Source organism: Flagellimonas zhangzhouensis, from assembly GCF_900102925.1.
Taxonomy (GTDB): Bacteria; Bacteroidota; Bacteroidia; order Flavobacteriales; family Flavobacteriaceae; genus Flagellimonas; species Flagellimonas zhangzhouensis.
In genome coordinates, this window is sequence record NZ_FNKI01000001.1 from 221,496 (window position 1) to 246,005 (window position 24,510).

General features: G+C 39.8%; 13 protein-coding genes. 8 read left to right on the forward strand and 5 right to left on the reverse strand.

Annotated features, from left to right (window positions below; all coding sequences use genetic code 11):
• The first annotated feature begins 18 nt into the window (after nt 1–18).
• Nucleotides 19–747, forward strand: coding sequence for an MIP/aquaporin family protein (locus BLQ18_RS00940; protein ID WP_090291765.1), 729 nt, complete (start codon nt 19–21; stop codon nt 745–747).
• Here BLQ18_RS00940 and BLQ18_RS00945 read toward each other — a convergent pair whose 3' ends face one another.
• The 4 genes from BLQ18_RS00945 to BLQ18_RS00960 form a co-directional block, all read right to left on the reverse strand.
• Entirely contained in the window at nt 748–2,019 is a 1,272-nt protein-coding gene (locus BLQ18_RS00945; RefSeq protein WP_090291767.1) for a BaiN/RdsA family NAD(P)/FAD-dependent oxidoreductase, read from the reverse strand.
• Entirely contained in the window at nt 2,019–2,714 is a 696-nt protein-coding gene (locus tag BLQ18_RS00950; RefSeq protein ID WP_090291769.1) for a glycerophosphodiester phosphodiesterase, read from the reverse strand. Before BLQ18_RS00950 ends, BLQ18_RS00945 begins: the two co-directional genes overlap by 1 nt.
• Before the next feature lie 156 nt (nt 2,715–2,870).
• Nucleotides 2,871–4,745, reverse strand: coding sequence for an alpha-amylase family glycosyl hydrolase (locus BLQ18_RS00955; RefSeq protein WP_090291771.1), 1,875 nt, complete (start codon nt 4,743–4,745; stop codon nt 2,871–2,873).
• 30 nt (nt 4,746–4,775) lie between these two features.
• On the reverse strand, nt 4,776–5,795 hold the full coding sequence (locus BLQ18_RS00960; RefSeq protein WP_090291773.1) for a LacI family DNA-binding transcriptional regulator: 1,020 nt from the start codon (nt 5,793–5,795) through the stop codon (nt 4,776–4,778).
• A 363-nt stretch (nt 5,796–6,158) separates the two neighbouring features.
• Here BLQ18_RS00960 and BLQ18_RS00965 point away from each other — a divergent pair, with 363 nt between their 5' ends.
• The 7 genes from BLQ18_RS00965 (at nt 6,159) to BLQ18_RS00995 (ending at nt 20,775) form a co-directional block, all read left to right on the forward strand.
• Nucleotides 6,159–9,221: a SusC/RagA family TonB-linked outer membrane protein gene (locus tag BLQ18_RS00965; protein ID WP_090291775.1), complete on the forward strand. Its 3,063-nt coding sequence runs from the start codon at nt 6,159–6,161 to the stop codon at nt 9,219–9,221.
• A 14-nt stretch (nt 9,222–9,235) separates the two neighbouring features.
• Complete coding sequence (locus BLQ18_RS00970; protein ID WP_090291777.1) at nt 9,236–10,825, forward strand: RagB/SusD family nutrient uptake outer membrane protein; 1,590 nt, start codon at nt 9,236–9,238, stop codon at nt 10,823–10,825.
• Between the two features lie 259 nt (nt 10,826–11,084).
• The gene (locus tag BLQ18_RS00975; protein WP_090291779.1) at nt 11,085–14,432 is read left to right on the forward strand and encodes a CRTAC1 family protein; all 3,348 of its coding nucleotides are present in this window, start codon (nt 11,085–11,087) and stop codon (nt 14,430–14,432) included.
• Nucleotides 14,425–17,664, forward strand: coding sequence for a VCBS repeat-containing protein (locus tag BLQ18_RS00980; RefSeq protein WP_090291781.1), 3,240 nt, complete (start codon nt 14,425–14,427; stop codon nt 17,662–17,664). The genes BLQ18_RS00975 and BLQ18_RS00980 overlap by 8 nt, the downstream gene beginning before the upstream one ends.
• Before the next feature lie 10 nt (nt 17,665–17,674).
• Entirely contained in the window at nt 17,675–19,006 is a 1,332-nt protein-coding gene (locus tag BLQ18_RS00985) for a vanadium-dependent haloperoxidase (protein ID WP_175443696.1), read from the forward strand.
• A 22-nt stretch (nt 19,007–19,028) separates the two neighbouring features.
• Complete coding sequence (locus BLQ18_RS00990) at nt 19,029–19,931, forward strand: GyrI-like domain-containing protein (protein ID WP_090291785.1); 903 nt, start codon at nt 19,029–19,031, stop codon at nt 19,929–19,931.
• Complete coding sequence (locus BLQ18_RS00995) at nt 19,924–20,775, forward strand: NHL repeat-containing protein (RefSeq protein WP_090291787.1); 852 nt, start codon at nt 19,924–19,926, stop codon at nt 20,773–20,775. The genes BLQ18_RS00990 and BLQ18_RS00995 overlap by 8 nt, the downstream gene beginning before the upstream one ends.
• Here BLQ18_RS00995 and BLQ18_RS01000 read toward each other — a convergent pair.
• Nucleotides 20,772–24,485: a metallophosphoesterase gene (locus BLQ18_RS01000; protein ID WP_090291788.1), complete on the reverse strand. Its 3,714-nt coding sequence runs from the start codon at nt 24,483–24,485 to the stop codon at nt 20,772–20,774. The two genes, BLQ18_RS00995 and BLQ18_RS01000, sit on opposite strands and share 4 nt — an antisense overlap.
• Nucleotides 24,486–24,510 lie beyond the last annotated feature (25 nt).

Here is a 24,510-nt window from a genome sequence, read left to right on the forward strand (position 1 = left end):
CAAACTTATTTTTGATTTATGACTCCTTTTATTTCTGAAATTATAGGCACTTTTTTACTCATTGTTTTAGGGTGCGGCGTAAATGCCAATGTGTGCTTGCAACAAACTTATGGCAACAATTCTGGTTGGATCGTGATTACCACGGGGTGGGCCTTAGCTGTTTATACGGGTGTTGTGGTTGCAGGACCTTATAGTGGTGCCCACCTCAACCCAGCAGTTTCTATCGGATTGGCTGTTGCAGGAGAGTTTGATTGGGCCTCTGTACCTGGTTTTGTGGTAGCGCAATTTATTGGAGCAATTGGCGGTGCATTTACTGTTTGGTTAATCAATAAAAAACATTTTGAAGCTACCGAGGATGGTGCATTAAAAAGAGCTGTTTTTTGCACTTCCCCTGCAATCCCAAATACATTGCTCAATTTGGGTTCGGAAATCGTGGGAACATTTGTGCTCATATTTGCGGTACTCTTTTTTACTGATGCCACATTAAGTTCCGACAATACCATAATAGGATTGGGTTCACTTGGTGCATTACCCGTTGCTTTTATTGTTTGGAGTATTGGACTTTCCTTGGGAGGTTTAACTGGATATGCCATCAACCCTGCACGTGATATGGGGCCACGAATTGTACATGCTTTAGTACCTATAAAAAATAAAGCGGATAAGGGTTGGAGCTATTCCTGGATTCCAATTGTTGGACCAATTTTAGGAGCTACGATTGCAGCTGTGGTTGCTATAGTTTTGCAGTAATTAAGTGGAAGAGGCAATGGATTGGGCCGCCAAATAAGCTCCTGTCCACGCATTTTGAAAATTGAATCCACCCGTTATGGCATCTACATTAATGATTTCTCCTGCAAAATAGAGATCGGGATATAATTTACTTTGGAAGGTTTTAAAATCAATTTCCTTAAGATCAATTCCTCCTGCGGTTACAAATTCTTCTTTAAAGGTGCTTTTCCCTTCCACTTTAAAGGAGCATGCCGTAAGTTGATTGGCCAACTCCTGCAGTTTTTCTTTGGTTAAATCAGCCCAGCGTTCTTCGGGTGAGATTTGGGCACCAGCTACCAATTTTTTCCAAAGTCGATTGGGCAAATCCACAGCTTGGGTTCTAAAAACAGTTTTTTTAGGTTCCTTTTGTTTTACCTCTCTTAAAAAGGCTTCTATGGAATCAGCTGTATACTCTGGCAACCAATTCACCTTGATTCTAAAATTGTATTTATAATCATTTAGCAAATTAGCTCCCCAAGCTGAAAGTTTTAAGATAGCTGGTCCGCTCAATCCCCAATGCGTGATCAAAAGTGGTCCATCAGAAAATAGTGCCGACTCTTGGCTCACCTTACTTTTAAGATTCAATGCTCCTTTGTCGACCATAAACGTTTTCTTGGGCAACACCTCAACTTCGGCATAGGTGCTTATCCCTGGAATTCCTTCAATCCGCTCATCTTTTATATTAAAGGTAAAAAGTGAAGGAACGGGAGGGATGATTTTATGACCCAATGCCTCCAGAATGTTCCAGATTTTGGGATTGCTTCCTGTGGCCAACAATAATTTTTTGGTATGATAGTGTTTGTTCATGGTGGTAACTTGCCACCCTTCTTCCAACTTGGTTATTTGTTTTACCGAACTATTTTTAAGGATATCTACCCCTAATCGTTCCGCTTCTCCCAACAAACAATCAATAATGGATTGCGATGAATCGCTTTTTGGAAACACTCGACCATCTTCTTCAATTTTTAAAGGAACTCCTCTTTCTTCAAAAAATGACATGACATCCATTGGGGCATATTTATGGAAAGGGCCCAAAAGCTCCTTTTTACCCCTTGGGTAATTTGTAGTTAGTTCTTTTGGGATAAATTCCCCATGGGTTACATTGCAGCGACCCCCACCTGAAACCTTTACTTTGGACAGAACGGTCTTACCCCGTTCAAAAATGGCAATATTGAGATGAGGGGCTTGCTCGGCAATATGAATGGCTCCATAAAAACCAGCTGCACCGCCACCAACAATGATTACATCGAACATTAGTTCACCCTTTCCGGATAATTGGTGATAATCCCGTCTACCCCAAATGACTTCACTTTTTCGATGTCAGCAGGTTCGTTTACTGTCCAAGTGTACACCTTTAAGCCTTCTTCATGCATTTGGTTTACATTTTCTTGGGTCAAGGTTTCAAACTGTGGATTAATTGCAGTTGCCTTAAGTTCTTTTGCTTTTGCAATGGCTTTTAAAGGGTCTTCACTGGTAAGTACAGCTATTTGAATACTATCGTTATACCCTCGCATATCTTCCAACTCGTTCCATTTAAAACTGGAAATGATGAAATTTTCAGGAGACCATCCTTGTCTTTTAATATAGCTGGAGGTGATGAAATTCACCCTGTCTGCAGTACCATCACCTTTTAATTCGATATTGAGAGCGACCTTGTTGTCAATTAATCTTAACACATCTTGAAGCATCGGGATTTTATGCCCTCCATCCAAGGTCAACTTTTTCATGTCTATTATATTGAAAAGCTCCAAAGGACCACTTCCATTGGCAAGTCTATCTACAGTTTCATCATGAAAAACCACAATTTCTCCACTTTCGATTTTAAAAACGTCGATTTCAATCATGTCAACACCCAAGTCCATAGCTTTTTGAATTGAAGCCAAGGTATTCTCTGTTTCGTGGCCCATGGCACCTCTATGTCCAATCACCAACGGTTTAGAATTAGTCATTTCGCAACTTGTTAAACATATAATGGCAGCTAAAGTTACAAGTAAGTTTCTCATTTTATTTTGGTTGTTAGTTGGATGCTAAAAATACGATTTGAAAATGAAATTAAGCAACAGGAATCATCCTTCAAATCCTACTTTACGCTATTTAATTCAGGATTACTCCTTTACACTAAAAATATAGGATTGCAATGGTTCCAGTTTCACTTTGAATTGGCCTTTGCCCTCTTTTATATGAAGCTCGGGTTTTTCCTCTCCATACAATTCATCCATCAATCTATAATCACCATCCATGAGATTCCATTTGGAAACCACATCTTCAGGAAGTTTTAAATCAAAGGCATAATTTTTTTGTGCATCGAAATTGGAAACTATGATCAGTTTTTCTTCATCGCTCCATCGAACATAGGATAGCACACGATGGTCGTAATTCTCTGTATTATCTTTATTATAAAAGTGAATTTCTTGATACGCTCCCATCAAAGCATCACTTTTAATTGTAAAGTTGAGCAAACGTTTATAAAAATCACGAAGATCCTTTTCCTGCGGAAGTAATTGACCTCCATCAAACTTTTTATTGTTCACCCATCTTTGATGATGTGGCACTCCAATGTAATCAAAAATGGAGGTTCGGGTAGGGTCTCCAAAACCTGCATCTTCTGCACCGGGCTCCCCCACTTCTTGTCCAAAATATATCATGGTAGGGGAAGTGCTCAAAGTTGCCGAAACCACCATGGCAGGTTTTGCGAGGGTTGCATCACCAACAAAATCAGGACTGGCTATCCGCTGCTCATCATGGTTCTCCAAAAAGTGAAGCATATGGTGTTCTATATCTTCCATGCCACGTTGCACTACCGGAATATGGTCGGTCCAACCATAACCTTTCATTATGTGTTTAATGCTATCGTATAATTCGACTTTATCGTAGAGGTAATCCATTTTGCCCAAATGGATGTAATCTCTGTACAAACTTGGATTGTAAACCTCAGCTAGCAAGAATGCATCTGGATTTTTCATTTTGATGCTGGAATTCATATAACTCCAGAATTCAACGGGAACCATTTCAGCCATATCAAAACGGAAGCCATCTACACCAAAATCCAACCAATAAAGGGCAATATCTTTGAATTTATCCCAAGAATCGGGCACTATTTTATCTTTCCAGAACTCGAAATGGGCTTTATAATCCATATTTCGGTAGGGTTCTGGCAGCTGTTCAAAATCTTTTGTTCCATCGGGACGCACCCCGTAATTTATCTTTACCGTTTCGTACCAATCGTTAAAATTTGGTTGTGCTAAACGTGAACCATTGCCTGTCCATTTGGCTGGATTTTCTTCGAATTTGGAATCGGCCAAAGGGTTTTTATCACCGCCCAAAGGCAAATAACCATCTTGCCACTCAGGTACCTTAAAGGATTGCCCTGGGATATAATAGAAATTATTGTTTACATCGTATTCTTTAGTGGTATCATCAGCTGCTCCAAAATCGGACACACCCTCTGGGTTGGTCACACCCTCATAGTTACGGGCCACATGATTGGGCACAATGTCGATAATTACCTTTAAACCCGACTTATGAGTTCTTTCAATCAGCTCTTTAAACTCCTGTAACCGAATAGCAGGGTCTAGGGCCAAATCTGGGTTTACATTATAATAATCTTTTACAGCGTAGGGTGACCCTGCTCGCCCCTTCACAACATCGGGATCATCATTAGAGATTCCATATGCTGTATAATCGTTTATTACTGCATGGTGAGGAACCCCGGTGTACCAAATATGTGTAACCCCTAAATCTTTAATTTCTTGAAGTGCTTCTTCGGTAAAGTCAGCAAACTTACCCACGCCATTTTCCTCGATTGTTCCCCAGGGTTTATTGGTGGTGTTGGTGTTTCCGAACAAACGGGTAAAAACCTGATAAACTACTTCTTTCTTTTTCATAGTTATGGGCTGAGTGGTTTTTGTTTCGGTTTTCTGCTTACACGAAGATATAATGGCAAAAACAACCAAAAAAGTGAGTAGGGAATTTGTTTTCATGTAGTTGAAACTATTTTTTGGTCCAAAGAATTAATGGGCAATGGAATCCCTGATGACCAAAGTAGGTTCGAGTATTTTGGTTTGATAAGTTTCTTCCTCGGCTTCGCTTTCGATTTTATCGATTAGCATTTGAGCGGAGACCTCTCCCATTTTTTCGCCATGTTGCGCCACAACAGTTAAACTTGGATTGGCATATTTGGACAAAACGCCATCAGTAAATCCGATAAAGGCAATGTCTTCTGGAATTCTAAGTCCTTTTTCTTGTACTAGGCGCATGCTGTAAACGGCAAAAATTTCATTGACGCACAAAACGGCATCTGGCTCATATTTATTCAAGAAGGATTTTATGGCTTGCTCATCCATTTCCATGGAATCCATTTTAAGCATTAGATCGGTGTTAATCCCAAGTGGGCTTTCTTCCAATGCTTTTTTATAGCCGTTGGTACGCTCCTTACTTACACTCAAATAATCGTCCGTTGTAATCAGGGCTATTTTTTTCTTCCCTTGATCGATAAATTTTTTGGTTGCTTGATAAGCTCCCAATTCATCATCAATGACCACTTTATCGCATTCAACTTCCTGAGTAATCCTATCAAACAAAACAACAGGAATTCCTTGTTCGGTAACTTCCTTTAAATGATTGTAATCGCCTTTGCGTTGGGTTTCGGAAGAAAGGGACATAATAAATCCGTCGATACTCCCATTGGCCAACATTTCCATATTGATCACTTCTTTATCAAAAGATTCCTCGGACAAACATACAATAACATTATACCCTTTGGCATTGGCATACTTTTCAATACCTCGAATAACCGTAGTAAAAAAGTGATGGACTATATCCGGAATAACCACTCCAATATTTTTGGTGCGTTTGTTTTTTAAACTGATGGCAATATTATTCGGCTTGTAATTATAGAGTTTGGCAAAAGCCTGTACCTTCTCCTTGGTATCACGGCTTATTTCCTCACTATTTTTTAAAGCTTTTGAAACTGTGGAGATGGAGACCTCCAATTCCCGGGCAATATCTTTTAACGTAATCTTGGCTTTCAACGATATGGAATTATCAATTCTGGATTAACATGGAAAATTACTCAATATAGCATTAACAAATTGTCAAAATGCTTCTTTTTAACAATTTCAATAGCAGTTTAACATGCCCAATTTGCACTTTCCCAGGGCAATCAAAAAATAAAATACTATATTAGGGCATATATTGCGGAATTCGCAATTTCTACAATCACTTATATTATTTAATTAAAAATAAGGAAATAATAATTGTTGTTTTTACACTTGTCGAAGTTATTAACACTAAAACGTTTTCGTATTATTATGCGATATGCTTAAATTTTGATTAACCTTTTTTTTATATATGTTTAACACTTGAATTAAAATTAACTAAACTTTAAATTAATTATGAAGATTACGCTACTGAAAAGCTTTTTGCTTCTTGGGGCATTTCTGTGCTTCGGATTGGCAAAGGCTCAAACCGTATCTGGTACCGTTTCGGACGCTAACGGACCGCTACCAGGAGCGAGCGTGTTGGTAAAAGGTACTACCAATGGTACGCAGACCGATTTTGATGGTAATTATACCTTAAGCGACATTGGAAGTTCTGCTGTATTGGTGATTAGCTACATTGGCTACAGTACCCAAGAAATTCCTGTAAATGGCCAATCCACAATTAACGTTACACTTCAAGAAGATGCGCAGGCATTGGACGAGGTTGTAATTATTGGTTACGGTCAAACTACAGTTAAAGATGCGACCGGTTCGGTTGCCGCTGTAACCTCGGAAGATTTTAACGGTGGGGTAATTTCATCCCCGGAACAGTTGATCCAAGGTAAAACATCCGGTGTTCAGATCACCCAATCAAGTGGTGAGCCTGGTGCTGGTATTGCCTTGAGAATTCGTGGTACTGCATCAGTTCGATCAAACAACAGTCCATTATTTGTTATTGATGGTGTTCCTGTAACCAACGAAAGTGTATCCGCCAGTGGTGCCGATGTTGGTGTAGGTACCAGTGGTTCTAAAAACCCTTTGAACTTCTTGAATCCAAATGATATTGAAAGCATGAGTATCTTGAAAGATGCTTCTGCAACTGCCATCTACGGTTCTAGAGGTGCTAATGGTGTTGTGGTAATTACCACTAAATCTGGAAAAGGTGGAGGATCACAAGGACAATGGGGTTTCACAACCAATTTAAGTATCTCCAAAGTGGCCAACACTTATGATTTGTTGACTGCTGAAGAGTTTATTGAGCGTGGAGGTTCCAACTTAGGAGGTGCCACAGATTGGCAGAACTACATCTTTAGAACTTCTGCTTCTACAGACAACAACCTTTCATATGCCCAAAACTATGGTAAGGGTAATGTGAGAGCCACTTTTGGTTACTCTAAGCAATTTGGTGTTATCGAAAATACCAACTTGGAAAGAATCACAGGTAGAGTAAACGCTGCTCACCGTTTCTTTGATGATAAGTTTAGAGTTAACTTACAAGCTACTGTTTCAAGAATCAACGATCAAGCACCGTTTATCAGTAGAACTTCGGGTAGTACTGGTGACTTGCTTGCAGCCGCTTATTATGCAAACCCAACGCTAACAGCAAACCCTGGCATTAGTGCTGCACCAGATAGAAACCCTGCCAACCTTTTGGCTTACTACGATGATAATACCCATACCGATAGATTCCTTGGAAACCTATCTTTGGAGTATGACATTACGGAAGAATTGACAGCTAAATTGAACGTTGGTTATGATACTTCCAGTTCAACAAGAGGTCAGGTTTCAGGACCACAAATTCTAGCCTTGAACAATGGTGCAGAAAACAATGGTCGTGCTGCTGTAAGTAATCTAGACACTGAAAACCGTTTGGTAGAACTTACTTTAAACTACAACAAACAATACGAAAACTCTAGTCTTGATGCCCTTATCGGTTTCTCCTTCCAAGATTTCAATAGGAAAGGACAAAACATGTTGGGTCAAGGTTACGGAACTGCCAACTTAGGAGCTATTATTGATGCTACCAACAGTGCTTATGATGCTACTTACAATTTGGCAAGTAACTATCAAGCCTATGGAATCGGTACTTTTCAAGATGATGCGGATGCTGGTGATCAATTCAGAATTTTGGGACTAACTCCAAATGTGAACGAATCTACCTTGACATTGCCAAACATTCCAATCGATGCCTTTACAGTAGATACTTTTGATAATACTGATGAGTTACAGTCATTCTTTGGAAGGGTTAACTACACGCTAATGGATAAGTACTTGTTTACTGCGACCGTTAGAGCGGATGGTTCTTCAAGATTTGGTGGAAATAACCAATACGGTTACTTCCCTTCAGCGGCTTTCGCATGGAAATTAAACGAAGAAGACTTTACGGGCGATGCCTTCTCTACTTTGAAAATGAGATTGAGCTGGGGTATCACTGGTAACCAAGATGGTCTTGGTTATGGGCAGTTTGTGAACAGAACAAGATGGAACCAATTAGGTATCGGTGCTAATTCACAGATCACTTCACCTGCAACATCTGAAATTGCATTCGCTAACCCAGACCTTAAATGGGAATCAACAACCCAATACGGTTTTGGTATTGATTTTGGATTCAACAACGATCGTTTCACAGGTAACATTGATTTGTACCGTAAAGAAACAACAGACATTCTTTTGAACTTGCCAGCTGTACAGCCTGCAACTTCACCATTCGTTTTCCAGAATGTTGATGGTAAAATCATCAACCAAGGTATTGAATTTGGATTGGATTACGACATTCTTAGAGGAGAGGACTTCAACTGGAATGCCAACTTCAATATTTCTTACAACCAAAACGAGTTGACCAATTACAATGGCCCGAACATTCAAGCGGGTAACCTTTACGGACAAGGTCTTACGGGAACAACTTCCCAAATCTTGACCAATGGAAAACCATTGTTTACATACAACTTGCGTGAGGTAGACGAAAACTTTAATGTAGATACCGACCCAACCATTTTGGACAAGTCAGGTCTTCCTAAAATTATTTCAGGTTTCTCTACTTCTGCTTCCTACAAAAACTGGGATGCATCAGTATTCTTCTCAGGTCAATTTGGACACTATGTGTACAATAACACAGCTAACGCTTTGTTTGCAGCTCCACAGATTGGTAGTAGAAACAACTTGAAAAGCGTAGTGGACAACGGGGTTACACTATCTGCAACAAACCCAAGTACATATTTCTTGGAAAAAGGAGATTTTGTAAGACTTCAGTCGGCTTCGATTTCATATAACGTTCCATTAAGTGGCGATGGCTCATTAAAGAGTATGCGTCTTAGTGTAAACGGTCAGAACTTGTGGTTAATTACAGACTACAGCGGTTTAGATCCCGAAGTAAGCACTAGTGATGTACCTGCAAATGGTTTGCCATCAGCCTCTATTGATTATCTTCAATACCCAAGACCGAGAACTTTCACTTTTGGGGTTAATGTTACATTTTAAAAAAATTGCAAACCATGAAGAACATAACTAAATTTTTAAATATTACACTTTTGGCCTCCTTGGTGTTTTCCTGCACCGATTTGGAGATTGAAGGTACAGACTCATTAATAACAGACGGGTTTGCTGGAGTAGCAAACGTGCAAGGTGAAGTTGCTAACCTTAGAAACATTGTTGCAGGTGGACAATTGGGTAACCAAGAAGGTCTATTTGCTCTTAACGAGGTATCAACAGACGAATATATTGTACCAACAAGGGGTACTGACTGGGGGGATAATGGTAGATGGTTGTCTATTCACAGACAAACATGGAATGCCGAACTTTCCGATATTACAACACCTTGGAGAGAATTGAACAGTATTACTATCAATGCCACACGTATTATCAGCCCAAAAAGTGTGAATACTGCTGGTGGAGATATTACTGAGCAAAAAGCTGCAGCTCGTTTTTACAGAGCTTGGGCCATGCATTGGATTTTGGACATGTGGAGACAGGTGCCTTACAGAGATGTGGACCTTCCAAACAGTGCAATTCCTGATGTATTGACTGGTCAACAAGCTATTGATTCTATTGTAAACGATTTGAACCTAGCTATCCTAGATTTGCCAGACGTTACTGCTGGTGACGGAATTGCATTAAAATCAAATCCAACAAAAGCCTCTGCTTTGCACCTTTTGGCAAAAGTTCATTTAAACAAGCACGTTTACCTTGACACAGCTGCGGACCCTGCAGACATGCAAGTGGTTATCGATGCAGTTGATGAAATCGCCGCAAGCGGATATACTCTAGCTGCTTCTGGGGAATTCTTCGATATTTTCAGACCTAGCAATGATGTTGAGACCATTTGGTGGTCACCAGCCGATGCTGGATCCAGAATGTGGCACACATTGCACTACAACCAAAACTCTCCTGGAAATGATGGAGGGGGATGGAATGGATTTACAACTCTAGCTGAGTTCTACGATCTATTCGAAGGTCCTACAGACACCAACTATCCAAGTGATGGTCAAGAAGAGCGAAGAGGTGTGGTTCACGATCCAAGTACAGCGAATGCTGAAAACCTTGGTATCGGTTTAGGTTTCTTGATCAACCAACAATATGAGCAAGATGGTACCCCATTAAATGCTAGAAACAATGTTGGTGGAATTCCATTGGTATTCTCAAGAGAAACCGAAAAAGCGGAATACACTTCTCCAGGTGATAATGCTCAATTGGAAACTTCAGGTATCAGAATGTTGAAATATCACCCTAACGAAGAAGGTGGTGATAGAAGACAGCACGTTGTTAAATATCGTTTTGCAGATGCTTATTTGATGAAAGCTGAAGCTATGTTCAGAATGGGTACAAGTCCATTGGCCATGATCAACGATTTACGTGCCACTAGAGGTGCCTCTGCACTTACTTCAATCACAGAAGATGATTTATTGGCAGAAAGAGGACGTGAATTGTACCAAGAATCTGTAAGAAGACAAGATTTGATCAGATTTGGACAATACCTTAGAGCATGGAACCTTAAAGAAGCTGCAGATGCAACAAGGTTGATTTTCCCAATCCCAGTATCTGATGTTTTGGCCAATCCAAACCTAGTACAAAATCCAGGTTACTAAACATAAAGTTTAAGTTGTTTTATAACACCAATGCCGCCCACCATCCGTGGGCGGCATTACTTTTTTTGGCATCCAATAAATTTCAATAAAAAATAGATTAATGAAATATTAATGGAGGCCTATTATTTTGAGATAACCCCTCATCTTGGTAGATTGGAGGCTTGATATTGCCCTATATTGCAGAATGTTGGGAACGGAGAATTTCTATGAGCAAATGAATTTCCGAGTTCCTTTTTTCGGTTGAAAAAGAAAATTAAAAATGAAACTCAATTATATAACGGTTTGCCTTCTTCTATTGGTTATTTTTTCCTGTAAAGACACAGGTGAAAATCCATCTCCAGAGGAAGAAAAAAAAGAAACACTATTCACCCTGTTGCAACCTGAAGAAACAGGAGTGCAGTTCGTCAATAAGGTGGTAAACCAAAAAGACTTCAACATATTTAAATACCGCAATTTCTATAACGGTGGTGGAGTTGCCATTGGGGACATCAACAACGATGGCCTTCAAGATATTTATCTCACAGGCAACATGGAGCCCAACAGACTCTATCTGAACAAAGGCAACATGCAATTTGAAGACATTTCCGAAAGTGCAGGTGTTTTAGGAAATAAACCATGGTCCACTGGGGTAACTATGGTCGATATTAACCACGATGGCCTTTTGGATATTTACGTCTCCAATGCAGGGAACATGGAAGGCAATAACCACGACAACGATCTCTACATCAATAATGGAGACCTCACTTTTACAGAAAAAGCCGATGAATATAATCTAGCAAAAACAGGATTTACCACACATGCATCCTTCTTCGACTTTGACAAAGACGGTGATTTGGATGTGTATATTCTAAATAACAGTAATATTCCCGTAAGCAGCTTGGGCTATGCAGAACAGCGTGAAGTTCGCGCACAAGATTGGGAAGGAGTTCCACATATTTTTAAAGGTGTTGGGGATATGCTTTTACGTAACGACAATGGAAAATATATCGATGTAAGTGAAGAAGCTGGTATTTATGGAAGTTTGATCGGTTTTGGATTGGGGGTTTTGGTCACTGATTTTAATGGCGATCTATATCCAGATATTTATGTTTCCAACGATTTTTACGAAAGGGATTACCTCTATATCAATCAACAAGATGGCACCTTCAAAGAAGAAATCAACGATTGGACCTCGCACTTGAGCCTTTCGGCTATGGGTATCGATATTGCAGACATCAACAACGATGGACACAATGATATATTCATTACGGATATGCTTCCAGAAGACGAAACAAGAGTTAAATCTGTAATGGAATTTGAGGGTTATAATATCTTCAACCTAAAACAAAATAAGGATTTCGGTCAACAGTACATCCAAAATACGTTACAGCTTAATAATGGAAATGGCACTTTCTCTGAAGTGGCATACTACAGTGGCATTGATGCAACAGATTGGAGTTGGGCAGGACTGATGTTCGATATGGACAACGATGGCCTTAAAGATATTTTCATTACCAACGGAATCAATCATGACCTTACCGATTTAGATTTTGTTGACTTTTTTGCGAATGAAATCGTTCAAAAAATGGCTTTGACGGGCAAAAAGGAATCCATCGATTCCATCATCAGCAAAATGCCCATTAAGCCACAGCCCAACTATGCCTACAAAAACAACGGCGATATTTCATTTACAAATGCCAATAAAGAATGGGGATTTGAACTTCCCTCCCGCTCCAACGGAGCTGCCTATGCTGATTTGGACAACGATGGGGATTTGGATTTGGTGATCAACAATGTTAATACACCAGCATTTATCTACCGAAACAACACCGAATCGCAAATGGATAACAATTACATCCAATTAAAATTCAAAGGGCCAGAAAACAACCCATTTGCGGTTGGAACATTGGCACAATTATATTTTGATGGCAACATCGTAAACCAAGAATTGATTCCATCCCGTGGATTTCAATCTTCGGTGCAGTACGATATGACTTTTGGATTGGGAAAATCCCAACAATTGGATTCCATTCGTATTGTATGGCCCGATGAACAAACACAAAAATTGGAAAATGTGCCAGTGAATCAAGTGCTGACCCTTGAGCATTCCAATGCCACTGAAAAATATTTGTTGCCAAAGAACCTCAACAAAAAATCCTTTTTGACAGAATTGGATAATAATTTGATTGCAGAACACAAAGAGGACAGTTATAACGATTTTGATTACGAAGGGCTTATTTCCCATAAACTATCCCAAGAAGGACCATCTTTGGCCGTGGCGGATGTAAATGGCGATGGCCATGAAGATTTCTTTATCGGCGGAGCAAAGGGTCAAGCTGGCTCCATTTATTTGCACCGAGGAAATGGAAAGGTGTCCCAAAAATCATCTGCCGTTTTTGAAGCTGACAAAGATCACGAGGATGTTGCAGCAGCATTTTTTGATGCCGATGGAGATGGCGATTTGGATTTGATTGTAGGTTCTGGAGGAAACAATGTAGATCAACAACGAAATTATTCAGCTCGGTTGTATTTGAATGATGGCAATGGAAACTTTTCAAAATCTGAAAAAGAACTGCCTTCTACCTTTAAAAATATATCCACCATTTCCCCATACGATTTTGACAACGATGGAGATATTGACATTTTCATCGGTTCTCGAAGTGTAGTAGGTGTTTATGGCATCAATCCTGACCATTTGCTACTCGAAAATATGGGCGATGGCACTTTCACCAATGTAACGGAACGTTCTGGATACGACCTAAAGGATGCGGGAATGGTGACCGATTCCAAATGGGAAGATATGGATGGTGATGGTAAAAAAGACCTTATTATTACTGCGGATTGGGATACCCCTAAAATTTATAAAAACACAGGCAGAAGATTGTCCAAAATGTCCACTTCCTTGGATAGTTTATACGGATGGTGGAACACTGTGGAAACCGCTGACCTTGACGGAGACGGCGACCTAGATTTAATTTTGGGAAATCAAGGATTGAACCTCCACTACAAGCCAACGGACTATGCCCCGATGAAAATGTACATCAACGATTACGATAACAACGGGACTCTGGAACAGATTGTGACCATGCAAGAAAATGGAGGCGACTACCCCATCCATCAAAAAAGGGAGCTAACTGAGCAATTGCCATCTTTAAAAAAGCAAAACCTAAAAGCTTCCGATTACGCACAAAGAACCATCCATCAATTATTCCCAGAAGAAGTGATGGAGAAATCAATCGTTAAAAAGGCAGAGACTTCAGCTTCTGTTATCGCAATAAACGAAGGAGGTGGAAAATTCACTATCAAAAATCTACCACCCCGAGTGCAACTTTCCTGCGTCTGCGATATTACTTGTGCCGATGTGAACAAGGACGGAAACATCGATTTGATCATGGCAGGTAACAACTTTGAGTTTAAACCACAGTTTTCCCGTTTGGATGCAAGTCAAGGGAACCTATTGTTGGGCGATGGCAATTTGAACTTCATTTGGCAAGATTATGAAACCAGTGGATTTAAGGTTCGGGACGAAGTTAAGTACCTAAAACAATTCAAGGATAAAAACGGAAAAACCTACGTTATCGCAGCCGTGAACAACAACAAACCCAAGATTTTTGCCCTGAATGAATAGGTTTTTGATCATACTACTTCTTGCTGTCTTTCTTGTTTCATGCAAGAAAGGTGGGGGTCTTTTTGATACGCCAGCTCCATCAGAAACTGGGTTGGAATTCACCAATACCCTTACCACTTCCAAAGATTTAAGTATTCTTGACTATCTCTATTTTTATAATGGCGGAGGAGTTTCCATTGGTGACATCAACAACGATGGTTTGCCCGATATTTTCTTAAGTGGGAATCAAGTCAAGAACAAACTTTATCTGAACAAGGGCAATTTAGATTTTGAAGACATTTCTGTTTCTGCTGGAATTGAAGGCAATAGCACTTGGAACACGGGAGTAACCATGGCCGATGTGAATGGCGATGGGCTATTGGATATTTACGTTAGCGCTGTCGTGGGCATCAATGGTTTTAATGGGTTCAACGAACTCTACATAAATAACGGCGACAACACATTTACTGAAAGTGCGGCCAAATATGGCTTGGATTTCGATTCGTACAGTTCCAACGCTGCCTTTTTCGACTTTGATCTGGATGGGGATTTGGACATGTATTTATTGAACCATGCCGTGCACACCCAAAATTCCTTTGGCAAGTTTGACTTGCGGTTCGAGCGTCGTTACGAAACTGGCGACAAACTCCTGAGAAACGATAACGGTAAATTCGTCGATGTAAGTGAAGAGGCAGGTATTTATGGAGGCATCAATGGGTATGGATTAGGATTAGCCATAGCTGATTTTAATCAAGATGGCTATCCCGACATTTATGTAGGCAACGATTTTCATGAGGACGATTACTATTACCTCAACAACGGGGATGGCACCTTTACCGAAAGTTTGAAACAATTTTTCGGTCATACTTCACGCTTTTCCATGGGTAATGACGTTGCAGATATCAACAATGATGGACGACCCGATTTAATCTCCTTGGACATGCTTCCTGAAGATGAAATTCCATTAAAATCTTCCGAAGGGGATGATAATATTCAGACCCAAAAAATGCGAATCGACCGTTTTGGGTACCATTATCAGTTTACCAGAAACATGCTCTATGTAAACCAACCTGACGGAAACTTTATGGAAACCGCCCTAATGAGCGGTATTGCCGCAACCGATTGGAGTTGGAGTGCCCTTTTTGCCGATTTTGACCAAGATGGTCAGCAAGATGTGTTTATTTCCAACGGAATTCCCAAAAGACCGAACGATTTGGACTTTATCAAATTTGTTTCCAATGATCAGATCCAGCAAAAAATTGACAATACTAAAATGGTAGATCAACAGGCATTGGGTTTAATGCCATCTGGAAGTGTTCACAACTATGTTTTTAAAGGCACCGAAAATCTCCAGTTTCAAAACATGACCGAGGATTGGATGAGCAAAGACACTTTGGTTTCTGGCGCTACGGCTATTGGTGACCTTGATGGCGATGGGGATTTGGATGTGGTGACCAACAACATCAATCAACCCGCTTCTTTGTACATCAACAAAACCAATGACAAGGGCACTTATCTAAAGATAAAATTCAATTATACAGTCAAAAATAAGTTTGGGATTGGAACTAAAGTATATACTTATGTTGATGGTAATCTTCAATTCAAGGAGCTTTTTACCACACGTGGTTTTCAAGCTTCGTCTGAACCGATGATTCATTTTGGATTTGAAAATGCAACTGAAATAGACAGCATTCGAATTATTTGGCCAGACAGAACATATCAAACCCTAAAAAATGTAGCTTCAAACCAAACGCTCACAATTGCACCCCAAAATGCAAAACCTTTTGATTATAGCAGACTAAACAAGGTTGCAAAACCACTTTTCACCAAAGTTGAAAACAATCTTGGACTTGACTTTACCCATGTAGAGGACAACTATACCGACTTTAACCGTGAAAAACTGATACCCTATCAAATTTCGGATAGAGGGCCAGCTTTGGCAATTGGTGATTTGAACGGCGATGGCAAAGAAGATCTCTTTTTTGGAGGATCAAAATATGAGCCTTCACAAGTTTTTGTGCTACAAGACAGCATTTTTGTGGGAGAAAAATTCAATTCCATAGAAAGCGATTCCATTCAAGAACAAATTTCTGCGAGCATTGTCGACTTCAATAGCGATGGAACAAATGATTTGATCATTTCTTCTGGAGGAGGAGACTTTTTTGGTCCATCAGAACCTCTTTTGGATGCTTATTTTGTAAAACAAGACACCACATTCAATCGTGTGGAACTTCCAAAATATTACCAAAACTCATCTGTAATAAGACCTTTCGATTATGACAACGATGGTGATTTGGATGTTTTTGTTGGTGGACACACCATTACTTCAAATTTTGGAGCACCTGCAACATCTTACTTATTGGAAAACAACAACGGAACTTTTTCACCGAAAAAAGGTTTTGAATCCATAAGCAAGGGGATGGTTACCGATGCCATTTGGAGTGATTTTGATGGGGATGGGATCACAGACCTTATTTTGGTCGGAGAATGGATGTCGCCCAAATTTTTAAAATATCAGGATGGCAGTTTTACCGAAGTGAAACAAGCTAACATCTCAGGGCTTTGGCAGGCCATTGAAGCTTTTGATATTGATGGAGATGGAGATACCGATTACCTTTTGGGTAATTGGGGCACCAATTCCAAATTCAAGGCTTCCGAAGCACATCCCATGAAATTATATTTCAACGATTTTGATGATAACGGGCAACCCGAAACCGTTACCGCCATGGAAAAAAACGGTAAATACTATCCTTTAGAATCCTTGGACGGGCTTGCTTCACAAATGGTATATCTGAAGAAAAAATACACCACCTACAAGTCTTTTGCAGGGGCAACCATAGTAGAAATATTTGGGGATGATACTTTGAAAGCATCCACCGTTTTGGAAGTTAACACCCTTAAATCTGGTTATTTACGGAATGATGACGGACAATTTGTTTTTGTACCTTTCAAAAACGAGCTACAAGTTTCTCCCATCATGACCTTTTTGGTAGATGACCTCAATGGAGATGGAACTCCCGAGGTGTTGATGGCAGGAAACTACTTTGGCGTTAAACCCTACCATGGAAGACTGGACTCTTTCCCTGGGGCTATACTTAGTAAAGATGGGGAAATCGTTCTAGGCAACCAATTGGGATTGGATTTCACAAAAAAATCAATCAGACACTTAAAAACAATAACAGTAAACAACAAAAAATACTTGTTGGCCGTATTCAATAATGATCGGGCACAAGTCTATAACATCAATGATTAATCGCAAGGCCATGAAAAAAAGAATAAGTTTAATTGCAGCAGTTGTATTGGTTTTGGCATCATGTCAAAAAAAGCAGGAACCTATTGAAATTTCACCTGAAGTATACCATGCATCGGTGGATAAGGTTATCGAAATTATGATTCACGATATATTCTCTCCGCCTGTAGCCAGTAGAATATTCGCCTATCCAAATATTGCCGCTTTTGAAATCATGGCTAAAAAAGATGCCAATTATAAATCTTTGGCAGGACAAGTAAGTGAATTGGGCAATATACCAGAACCTAAAAGCACCGAAAACCTCAACTACGATATGGCCGCAATGATCGCGCAAATGGATTTGAGCAAAAGATTGATTTTCTCAGAAGAAAAACTGGAATCTTTCAGAGACAGTTTGTACACCGTTTGGATGGAAAAGAACGAACCTGTTTTTAATGCTTCGAAAGAGTATGGCTTGGAAGTCGCCAATTTTGTTGGAGAATGGATGGGCAAGGACAACTACAAAGAAACCCGTACCATGCCTAAGTTCTCCGTAGATTCTAACGATCCTTCTCGCTGGCAACCTACCCCACCAGCCTACATGAACGGTATAGAACCGCATTGGGAAAAAATACGTCCGTTTGCCATTGATTCAGCTCAGCAATTCAAACCTATTCCACCACCAGAGTTCTCCATGGAAAAAGACTCTAAATTTTATCAAGAGGTAATGGAGGTATACGAGGTACGCAAAAACATGATTGGAAAAGGAGACAAATCGGAAGAAATTGCCATTGCACAGTTTTGGGACTGTAACCCTTATGTTTCAGTTACCCGCGGTCACTTGATGTTTGCCACTAAAAAAATTACTCCTGGGGCACACTGGATTGGCATTACTAAAATTGCGGCTAGAAAAACCGATGCTGATTTTGCAAAGACAGTTTATGCCTACACCAAAACATCCATAGCCATTGCCGATGCCTTTATTAGCTGTTGGGATGAAAAATACAGAAGTAACCTTATTCGACCTGAAACTGTAATCAACGAATATATTGATGACAGTTGGGAGCCTGTACTTCAAACACCACCATTTCCTGAGTACACAAGTGGACATAGTGTAGTTTCGGGAGCTGCTTCTACGGCATTGACTAGCGTATTTGGCGATAATTTTGCTTTCGATGACGACACTGAAGTAGCCTATGGTTTACCAGTACGTTCATTCACTTCCTTTAACCAAGCTGCCAGTGAAGCGGCCATGAGCAGAATGTATGGTGGCATCCATTACCGTGCTGCCATCGAAGTAGGTATTAAACAAGGTAGGGACTTGGGAAAATTTGTGGTCGACAAATTGGACATGACCAAAGGCTAATCCGTATTTTTGCTGCATAGTTATGAGGAAGATTTTTTCAATACTTCTTGCCCTTATGGTGGGAGCAGTTTTATGGTATCTATTTTTAAAACCTTCAGATTACATTGTTCGATTTAAGGCCAAAACATTCCCTGGTGAAATCAACCAGAGACTTAAACGTTGGGCACGAGATCTGAACAATTCAGAGAAAATCCAACAAGATGGAGATTTATTGCATTTGACCCAAACCATGAAGTTTGGAGATTCCACCCATATTTACAATTGGGAAATTGAACCCCTTACCGATTCTACTTCACGGGTAATTGTTGCGATTCGAGATGAAGCGCACAGCCTAAAAAACAAACTTACTGTTCCGTTTTCCAATACAGATTTTAAAAAGCGGAGTGAATCCACCGTAATGGAATTTATGGAGGACCTTGACGAACACCTTGACAAATTCAAGGTTCGAATAATCGGTGAAGAGGAAATACCCACAAAATACATCGCCTATATACCCATAAAAACTACGCAACTTCATAAAACAGATGAAATGATGCGAAATTTCAGCTATCTTATGGGGACACTTTTAGATAACGGTGTGGAGTTTGACGGGTTTCCAGTAATTGAAATCACTGATTGGAATCAAGAGAACGATAGCATCCATTTTAATTTTGGACGACCTATCATCCGTTCAGAAAAACTACCCATTGGAACAGAAATTGAATACAAACGGATTTTCAGAAAAAGAGCTCTGAAGGCTGAGTACAATGGCAACTATATCACTTCAGACAGAGCGTGGTATGCCCTCATGGATTACGCAAAAAAGCATAACATTGAAGTTGAAAATACGCCTTTGGAGGTATTTCATGACAACCCTATGAATGAAGGAAATCAACTTAAATGGACCGCAGAAATTTATTTGCCCATAAAAGAGTCCGATGAATAAAATTATCGCCTTACTTCTTTTGATCACTACTCAGGCCTGTGCCCAAAACCATGGGCTATTGGAACCGCTCGGTAGATTTCCAAAGAAACTAAAAGAGGTTTCAGGGATTGAAACTGCCACTAAAGGCACTTTTTGGGTGATTGAGGATAGTGGTAACAAAGATGAAATATACAGGGTCGATAAATCTGGAAAAATCAAGGAAACCCTTAAAATTGACCATGCCAAAAACAAGGATTGGGAAGACCTGACTTTAGATGCGGAAGGTAATCTGTATATTGGTGATTTCGGGAACAATGCGAACGAACGTGATGATTTGGTCATCTATAAAATTTCAAAATCGCAATTGGACAAAAAAGAGCCCAATGCTGAAAAAATAAAGATTTCGTATCCACAACAAACAGACTTCCCGCCTAAAAAGGACAGTTTATATTATGACACTGAAGGCATGTTCCATTGGGATGGTTATTTATACATATTCACTAAAAACAGAACAAGACCATATTCTGGAAAAACTTTAATTTATAGGGTTCCTGACAAAAAAGGCGAATACAAAGCCGAACTTTTAAGTTCTTTATTTTTATGTGATGACCAGAATCGTTGTTCCGTTACCAGTGTTGATTTGTCTCCCAACGGAAAAACAATTGCTCTCCTTACCTATGGTAAACTGATATTACTTCGGGATTTTAAACTTCCTGATTTCTCAACGGCTATAACTGAAATCATAGATTTACAATGTACCACTCAAATTGAATCAGTAGTTTTTACTGATAACAATACGGTACTAATTGCAGACGAGCAAAATAAGTTTGGAGGTCGAAAAATCTATCAATTCACCCTGGATTAAAATCCAAAGCCAAGACCGAAAGCCACTCGCATTCCATCTGCGCTATTAAATAGCCCAACATTGGCAGTAATAATATCGGTTCCATTTAAAAAGAAACCTCCACCATACGAATTGTGCCATTTATCTGAAGAATCGCCAGGGAACCATACCCTACCATAATCAAAACCTGCATAAATACCAGGCGTAACTGGCATCAATCCTGTTTTTTGACCTAAAAAGCTATATCTCAAATCAGTATTTTGGTAATAGGCAGTTTTTCCTGTAAAGCGTTGAAAACGGTAACCTCTCAAACCATTGTTTCCTCCAATGCTGGCTGCTTGATAAAACTCGTAGCCATTGCCCAAGGTAAAATGACCCTTAAATTTCGTGGCCAAGACCAACCTCCCATCCGAAGTAATCTTATGGTCAATGGAAAAACTTGGGATTATATATCCGTAGGTTCTGGAAGTATCTTCTATGTTGGTTCTGTATCCACCTTGAACAGTAAAATCCATACCGATGGTTGGAAAAGCACTATTATCGGTGTTGGCATAATTATATTCCCCATCGATACCATAGAAGCTCTTGCCATTCTCCTCTCCATTTTCAATGTAAAATTCGTTGATGAAACGGTTATCGGTTTCTTCAATTTCGATATGTTCGTATGCCAATCCAATGCGGACTTTAGACCCCAAATACCCCCTCCAAATTAAAGATGGGACAACCCTTAAGGTGCGAATGCGTACCCTGTTGTAATCCAAACCTAAAGGTTCGTCATCATCATTGTTTTCAGTTTCATTACCAAATCCAAAAAAGTTACGCGTGAAGTTTGGGCTAGTAAACCTTGCATCAATTTCAAAATTGACATTGTTGAACAAATGAGCAAACTCACCTTTATACCCTAAATCGTAACCCTTTGTTGCAAAATAATAGGCGGCATTAAATCGATGCTGTTGGGTAAAAGGATTTTTTCTGAAACCATTTATAGTGTAGGTATCAGTAAGACCAATTCGAACGCCATCATCGGGATTATAACCTATAGTGGGAAGTATTTGGTTGTTGGTCGCATTTACTTTTAGGAATTCGTAGGTGTTAACCTGATAATCATCCACTCTTTTAATTTTACCACCATAGGCTTCATCAAACGTGTTGTTCTTGGATTTGAAATCGTATGCATACACCTTTTTTGAATCCTCCGAAATCTTGTACACATCATTGTTCTGTCCTCCAACGATTCGCACCTTAATTTTAGAGGTTGCCGTATTCACCTCAAATTCATCATCATCATCCAATCCATAAATCCAGATTTCCTTGGTGAAATTGGGACTATAGGTTTTATGGAAAAACAAATCTGTAAACTCTCCTCCTTTAATGCGATAAGCCCGTACTTCCACATTGCCATTGGGCAAGGAGACAATATTGAAATAATCGTCTTTATCCGTTCCCGTAATCACACTGTACTTGTTCAGCACCTCAAAATAGTCTCTAGCAGTTGTGAGTAAATTTGCCTTACGAGCTAAAAGGGTCTTTTTAATTTCATCAATTGATTCATCCCTTACCTCTTCTGGAAATTCTAAAAAGGCCTCATCAATGTCCTGTTCGGTAAGATTGTCTTGAAGATATTTAGCTTGCTCCTCCCACATATCCAAATCAACTTCCGATAATAAAGCCATATCCAAAGCATAGGTTCGCGGAGAAGATGTAAAACCTTTCACACTTCGGATTTCATCGTGAAAACCTTCAAATATTCGGAGTGCTGGAACGGCTCTGGTACCAAATCCCATAACCAGACCGTCTCCCCAACGGGAAAAAACCTGATCACGATCCCTAGGAATGGGCTTGTACAATTTGTTTCCATCTTCTGTTTTGAACTCTGCCCAGCGCCACTGATCCACATGTCGGTCCCAATCACCTAAAAGAATATCAAAAAGACGGGCTTTCACGTATTCCTTTTGGTCCAGTTTATATTCTTCATCCTTTCGGAGCTTATTGATAAAATCGTAGGTGCTTTCAATTTTTTTGGTGCGCCCAAAACTTGCCAAATTATCGTGACCGTCCGAAACATGTTCCTCGATCATGTAAAGTCCATCACCGAATTCGGTATTAAAATCACCCAAAACAGCCTGCTTGGGCACGTAATATAATATGGGATTTGTATGATAAATGCCTACAGCATCGGAAAGCTTGGCAACCGTAAAAGGAGCATAAGGATGTGCCCCAGTGTAGAGATCCAATAACAGTTTTTCCGTGTAGGTGTCTTTAAATTGTCCTATCACGAACTGCTCTTTAAATGCCATGGCTTGTAAATATCGTTCAGCACTTTTTCTAAGGTCGCGCATTACATATTGCCTTCCCTTTTTATCTTCTAATCGTAACGAATTGGATTGATTTCCTCCACCTTTTCGAACCACTTTTAGACCTCCATACAGCGTATCCAGACCCACTGTTGGGGCCTTAACTTGGGTAGCGTAATACTTTCGGTAACGTTCACCCCATGTCCATTTGTGAAATCCACTTTTATCAACCTCCTCTGGTGTATAGACCGATGCTGTTTTATAAGCAGGAAATTTTTCTGAAAAAGGACCAACATTTTCAGGTCTGTCAGGTGGGAGTACTGAGGTTTGGAACAGTTTTTCTTCTCCATTTTCATCAGCTCCATAAAAGGCCACTTCCGAAGAACCATCTTTGTAGATTTTTAAAACCGCATATCCATTTTTACTGGTTGAAAATTGACTGCCATTCAACAATCGGGTGGCTCCCGATTTAGCCCCTGATCCACTTACAATCTGTGCTTTTCCTGATTCTACAATATATTGAAGGGTATGCTCGTGTCCAGATGCAAAAATCACCTTTTCCGAATACTGACTTAGTGTAAGTATGCGCTTTTTTAACGAATTGTACATTTTGTTGGACAAGTCTTCGGTAGTGGCTCCAGTAGTTTTTCGCAATACATTGGCCACCGAACCCAAAATAGGTAGAGGGATTTTTCCGCCTGTGGGATATAGGCCATTTTTAAAAGAAAACTGACCTCCGTGCTCACCATAGGTAAACAAAGGATGGTGCATGGCAATGACCAAGGTCTTGTCCAAATTCTTTTTGATCAAGCTTTCCAGTTCTTCAAAAAAGCGTTCCCTATCCTTGATCTCACATTTATCGTTCATGGTGGGATGCTTATCCCAATCCGTTAAATACCACTCTGTGTCAATGGCAATGACCATCACCTTGTCGGAGATTTCTATTTTCTCAATGGGGCAACCATTTTTGGGTTGGAACACATCCTTATCATCCAACACCTTTTTAATGTAATCTTCCTCTCGTTCTAGACCTTTTAAACCATCACTGTACCAATCGTGGTTACCTGGAATGAACAAGGTATTTCCCTTAAAATTTTCAACGGTTGCCAATTGCGCATCCAAATAATGTTTGGATCGTTTATGTCCTTCGGGGTCATCTTTTTTACTGGGCAAACCTGCTGGATAAATGTTGTCCCCTAAAAAAATTGCGGTACTGTTTTTATCAGCTTGCTCTAGGGTGTTTTTAAATCTTTTTAGAGTAGGATTCAAATCATTTTCAGGGGATAATCCAGCATCACCGATTAAAAAAAAGGTGTGTTCCAGTGATTTACCACTAAAATCTTCAGATTGGGAATATGGATCTTGCACCTTGGTCTCATAAGTGGCACAACTGTATCCCAAAACAAGTAGTAAGAACAATAGTAGATGTTTCTGCATATCCCGTGAGGTTGATTCCAAAATT

Excerpts from the sequence above, each read along its gene's own strand:
- BLQ18_RS00940 (WP_090291765.1), top strand. The coding sequence starts at position 19 with ATGACTCCTTTTATTTCTGAAATTATAGGCACTTTTTTACTCATTGTT.
- BLQ18_RS00945 (WP_090291767.1), bottom strand. The coding sequence starts at position 2,019 with ATGTTCGATGTAATCATTGTTGGTGGCGGTGCAGCTGGTTTTTATGGA.
- BLQ18_RS00950 (WP_090291769.1), bottom strand. The coding sequence starts at position 2,714 with ATGACTAATTCTAAACCGTTGGTGATTGGACATAGAGGTGCCATGGGC.
- BLQ18_RS00955 (WP_090291771.1), bottom strand. The coding sequence starts at position 4,745 with ATGAAAACAAATTCCCTACTCACTTTTTTGGTTGTTTTTGCCATTATA.
- BLQ18_RS00965 (WP_090291775.1), top strand. The coding sequence starts at position 6,159 with ATGAAGATTACGCTACTGAAAAGCTTTTTGCTTCTTGGGGCATTTCTG.
- BLQ18_RS00970 (WP_090291777.1), top strand. The coding sequence starts at position 9,236 with ATGAAGAACATAACTAAATTTTTAAATATTACACTTTTGGCCTCCTTG.
- BLQ18_RS00975 (WP_090291779.1), top strand. The coding sequence starts at position 11,085 with ATGAAACTCAATTATATAACGGTTTGCCTTCTTCTATTGGTTATTTTT.
- BLQ18_RS00980 (WP_090291781.1), top strand. The coding sequence starts at position 14,425 with ATGAATAGGTTTTTGATCATACTACTTCTTGCTGTCTTTCTTGTTTCA.
- BLQ18_RS00985 (WP_175443696.1), top strand. The coding sequence starts at position 17,675 with ATGAAAAAAAGAATAAGTTTAATTGCAGCAGTTGTATTGGTTTTGGCA.
- BLQ18_RS00990 (WP_090291785.1), top strand. The coding sequence starts at position 19,029 with ATGAGGAAGATTTTTTCAATACTTCTTGCCCTTATGGTGGGAGCAGTT.
- BLQ18_RS00995 (WP_090291787.1), top strand. The coding sequence starts at position 19,924 with ATGAATAAAATTATCGCCTTACTTCTTTTGATCACTACTCAGGCCTGT.
- BLQ18_RS01000 (WP_090291788.1), bottom strand. The coding sequence starts at position 24,485 with ATGCAGAAACATCTACTATTGTTCTTACTACTTGTTTTGGGATACAGT.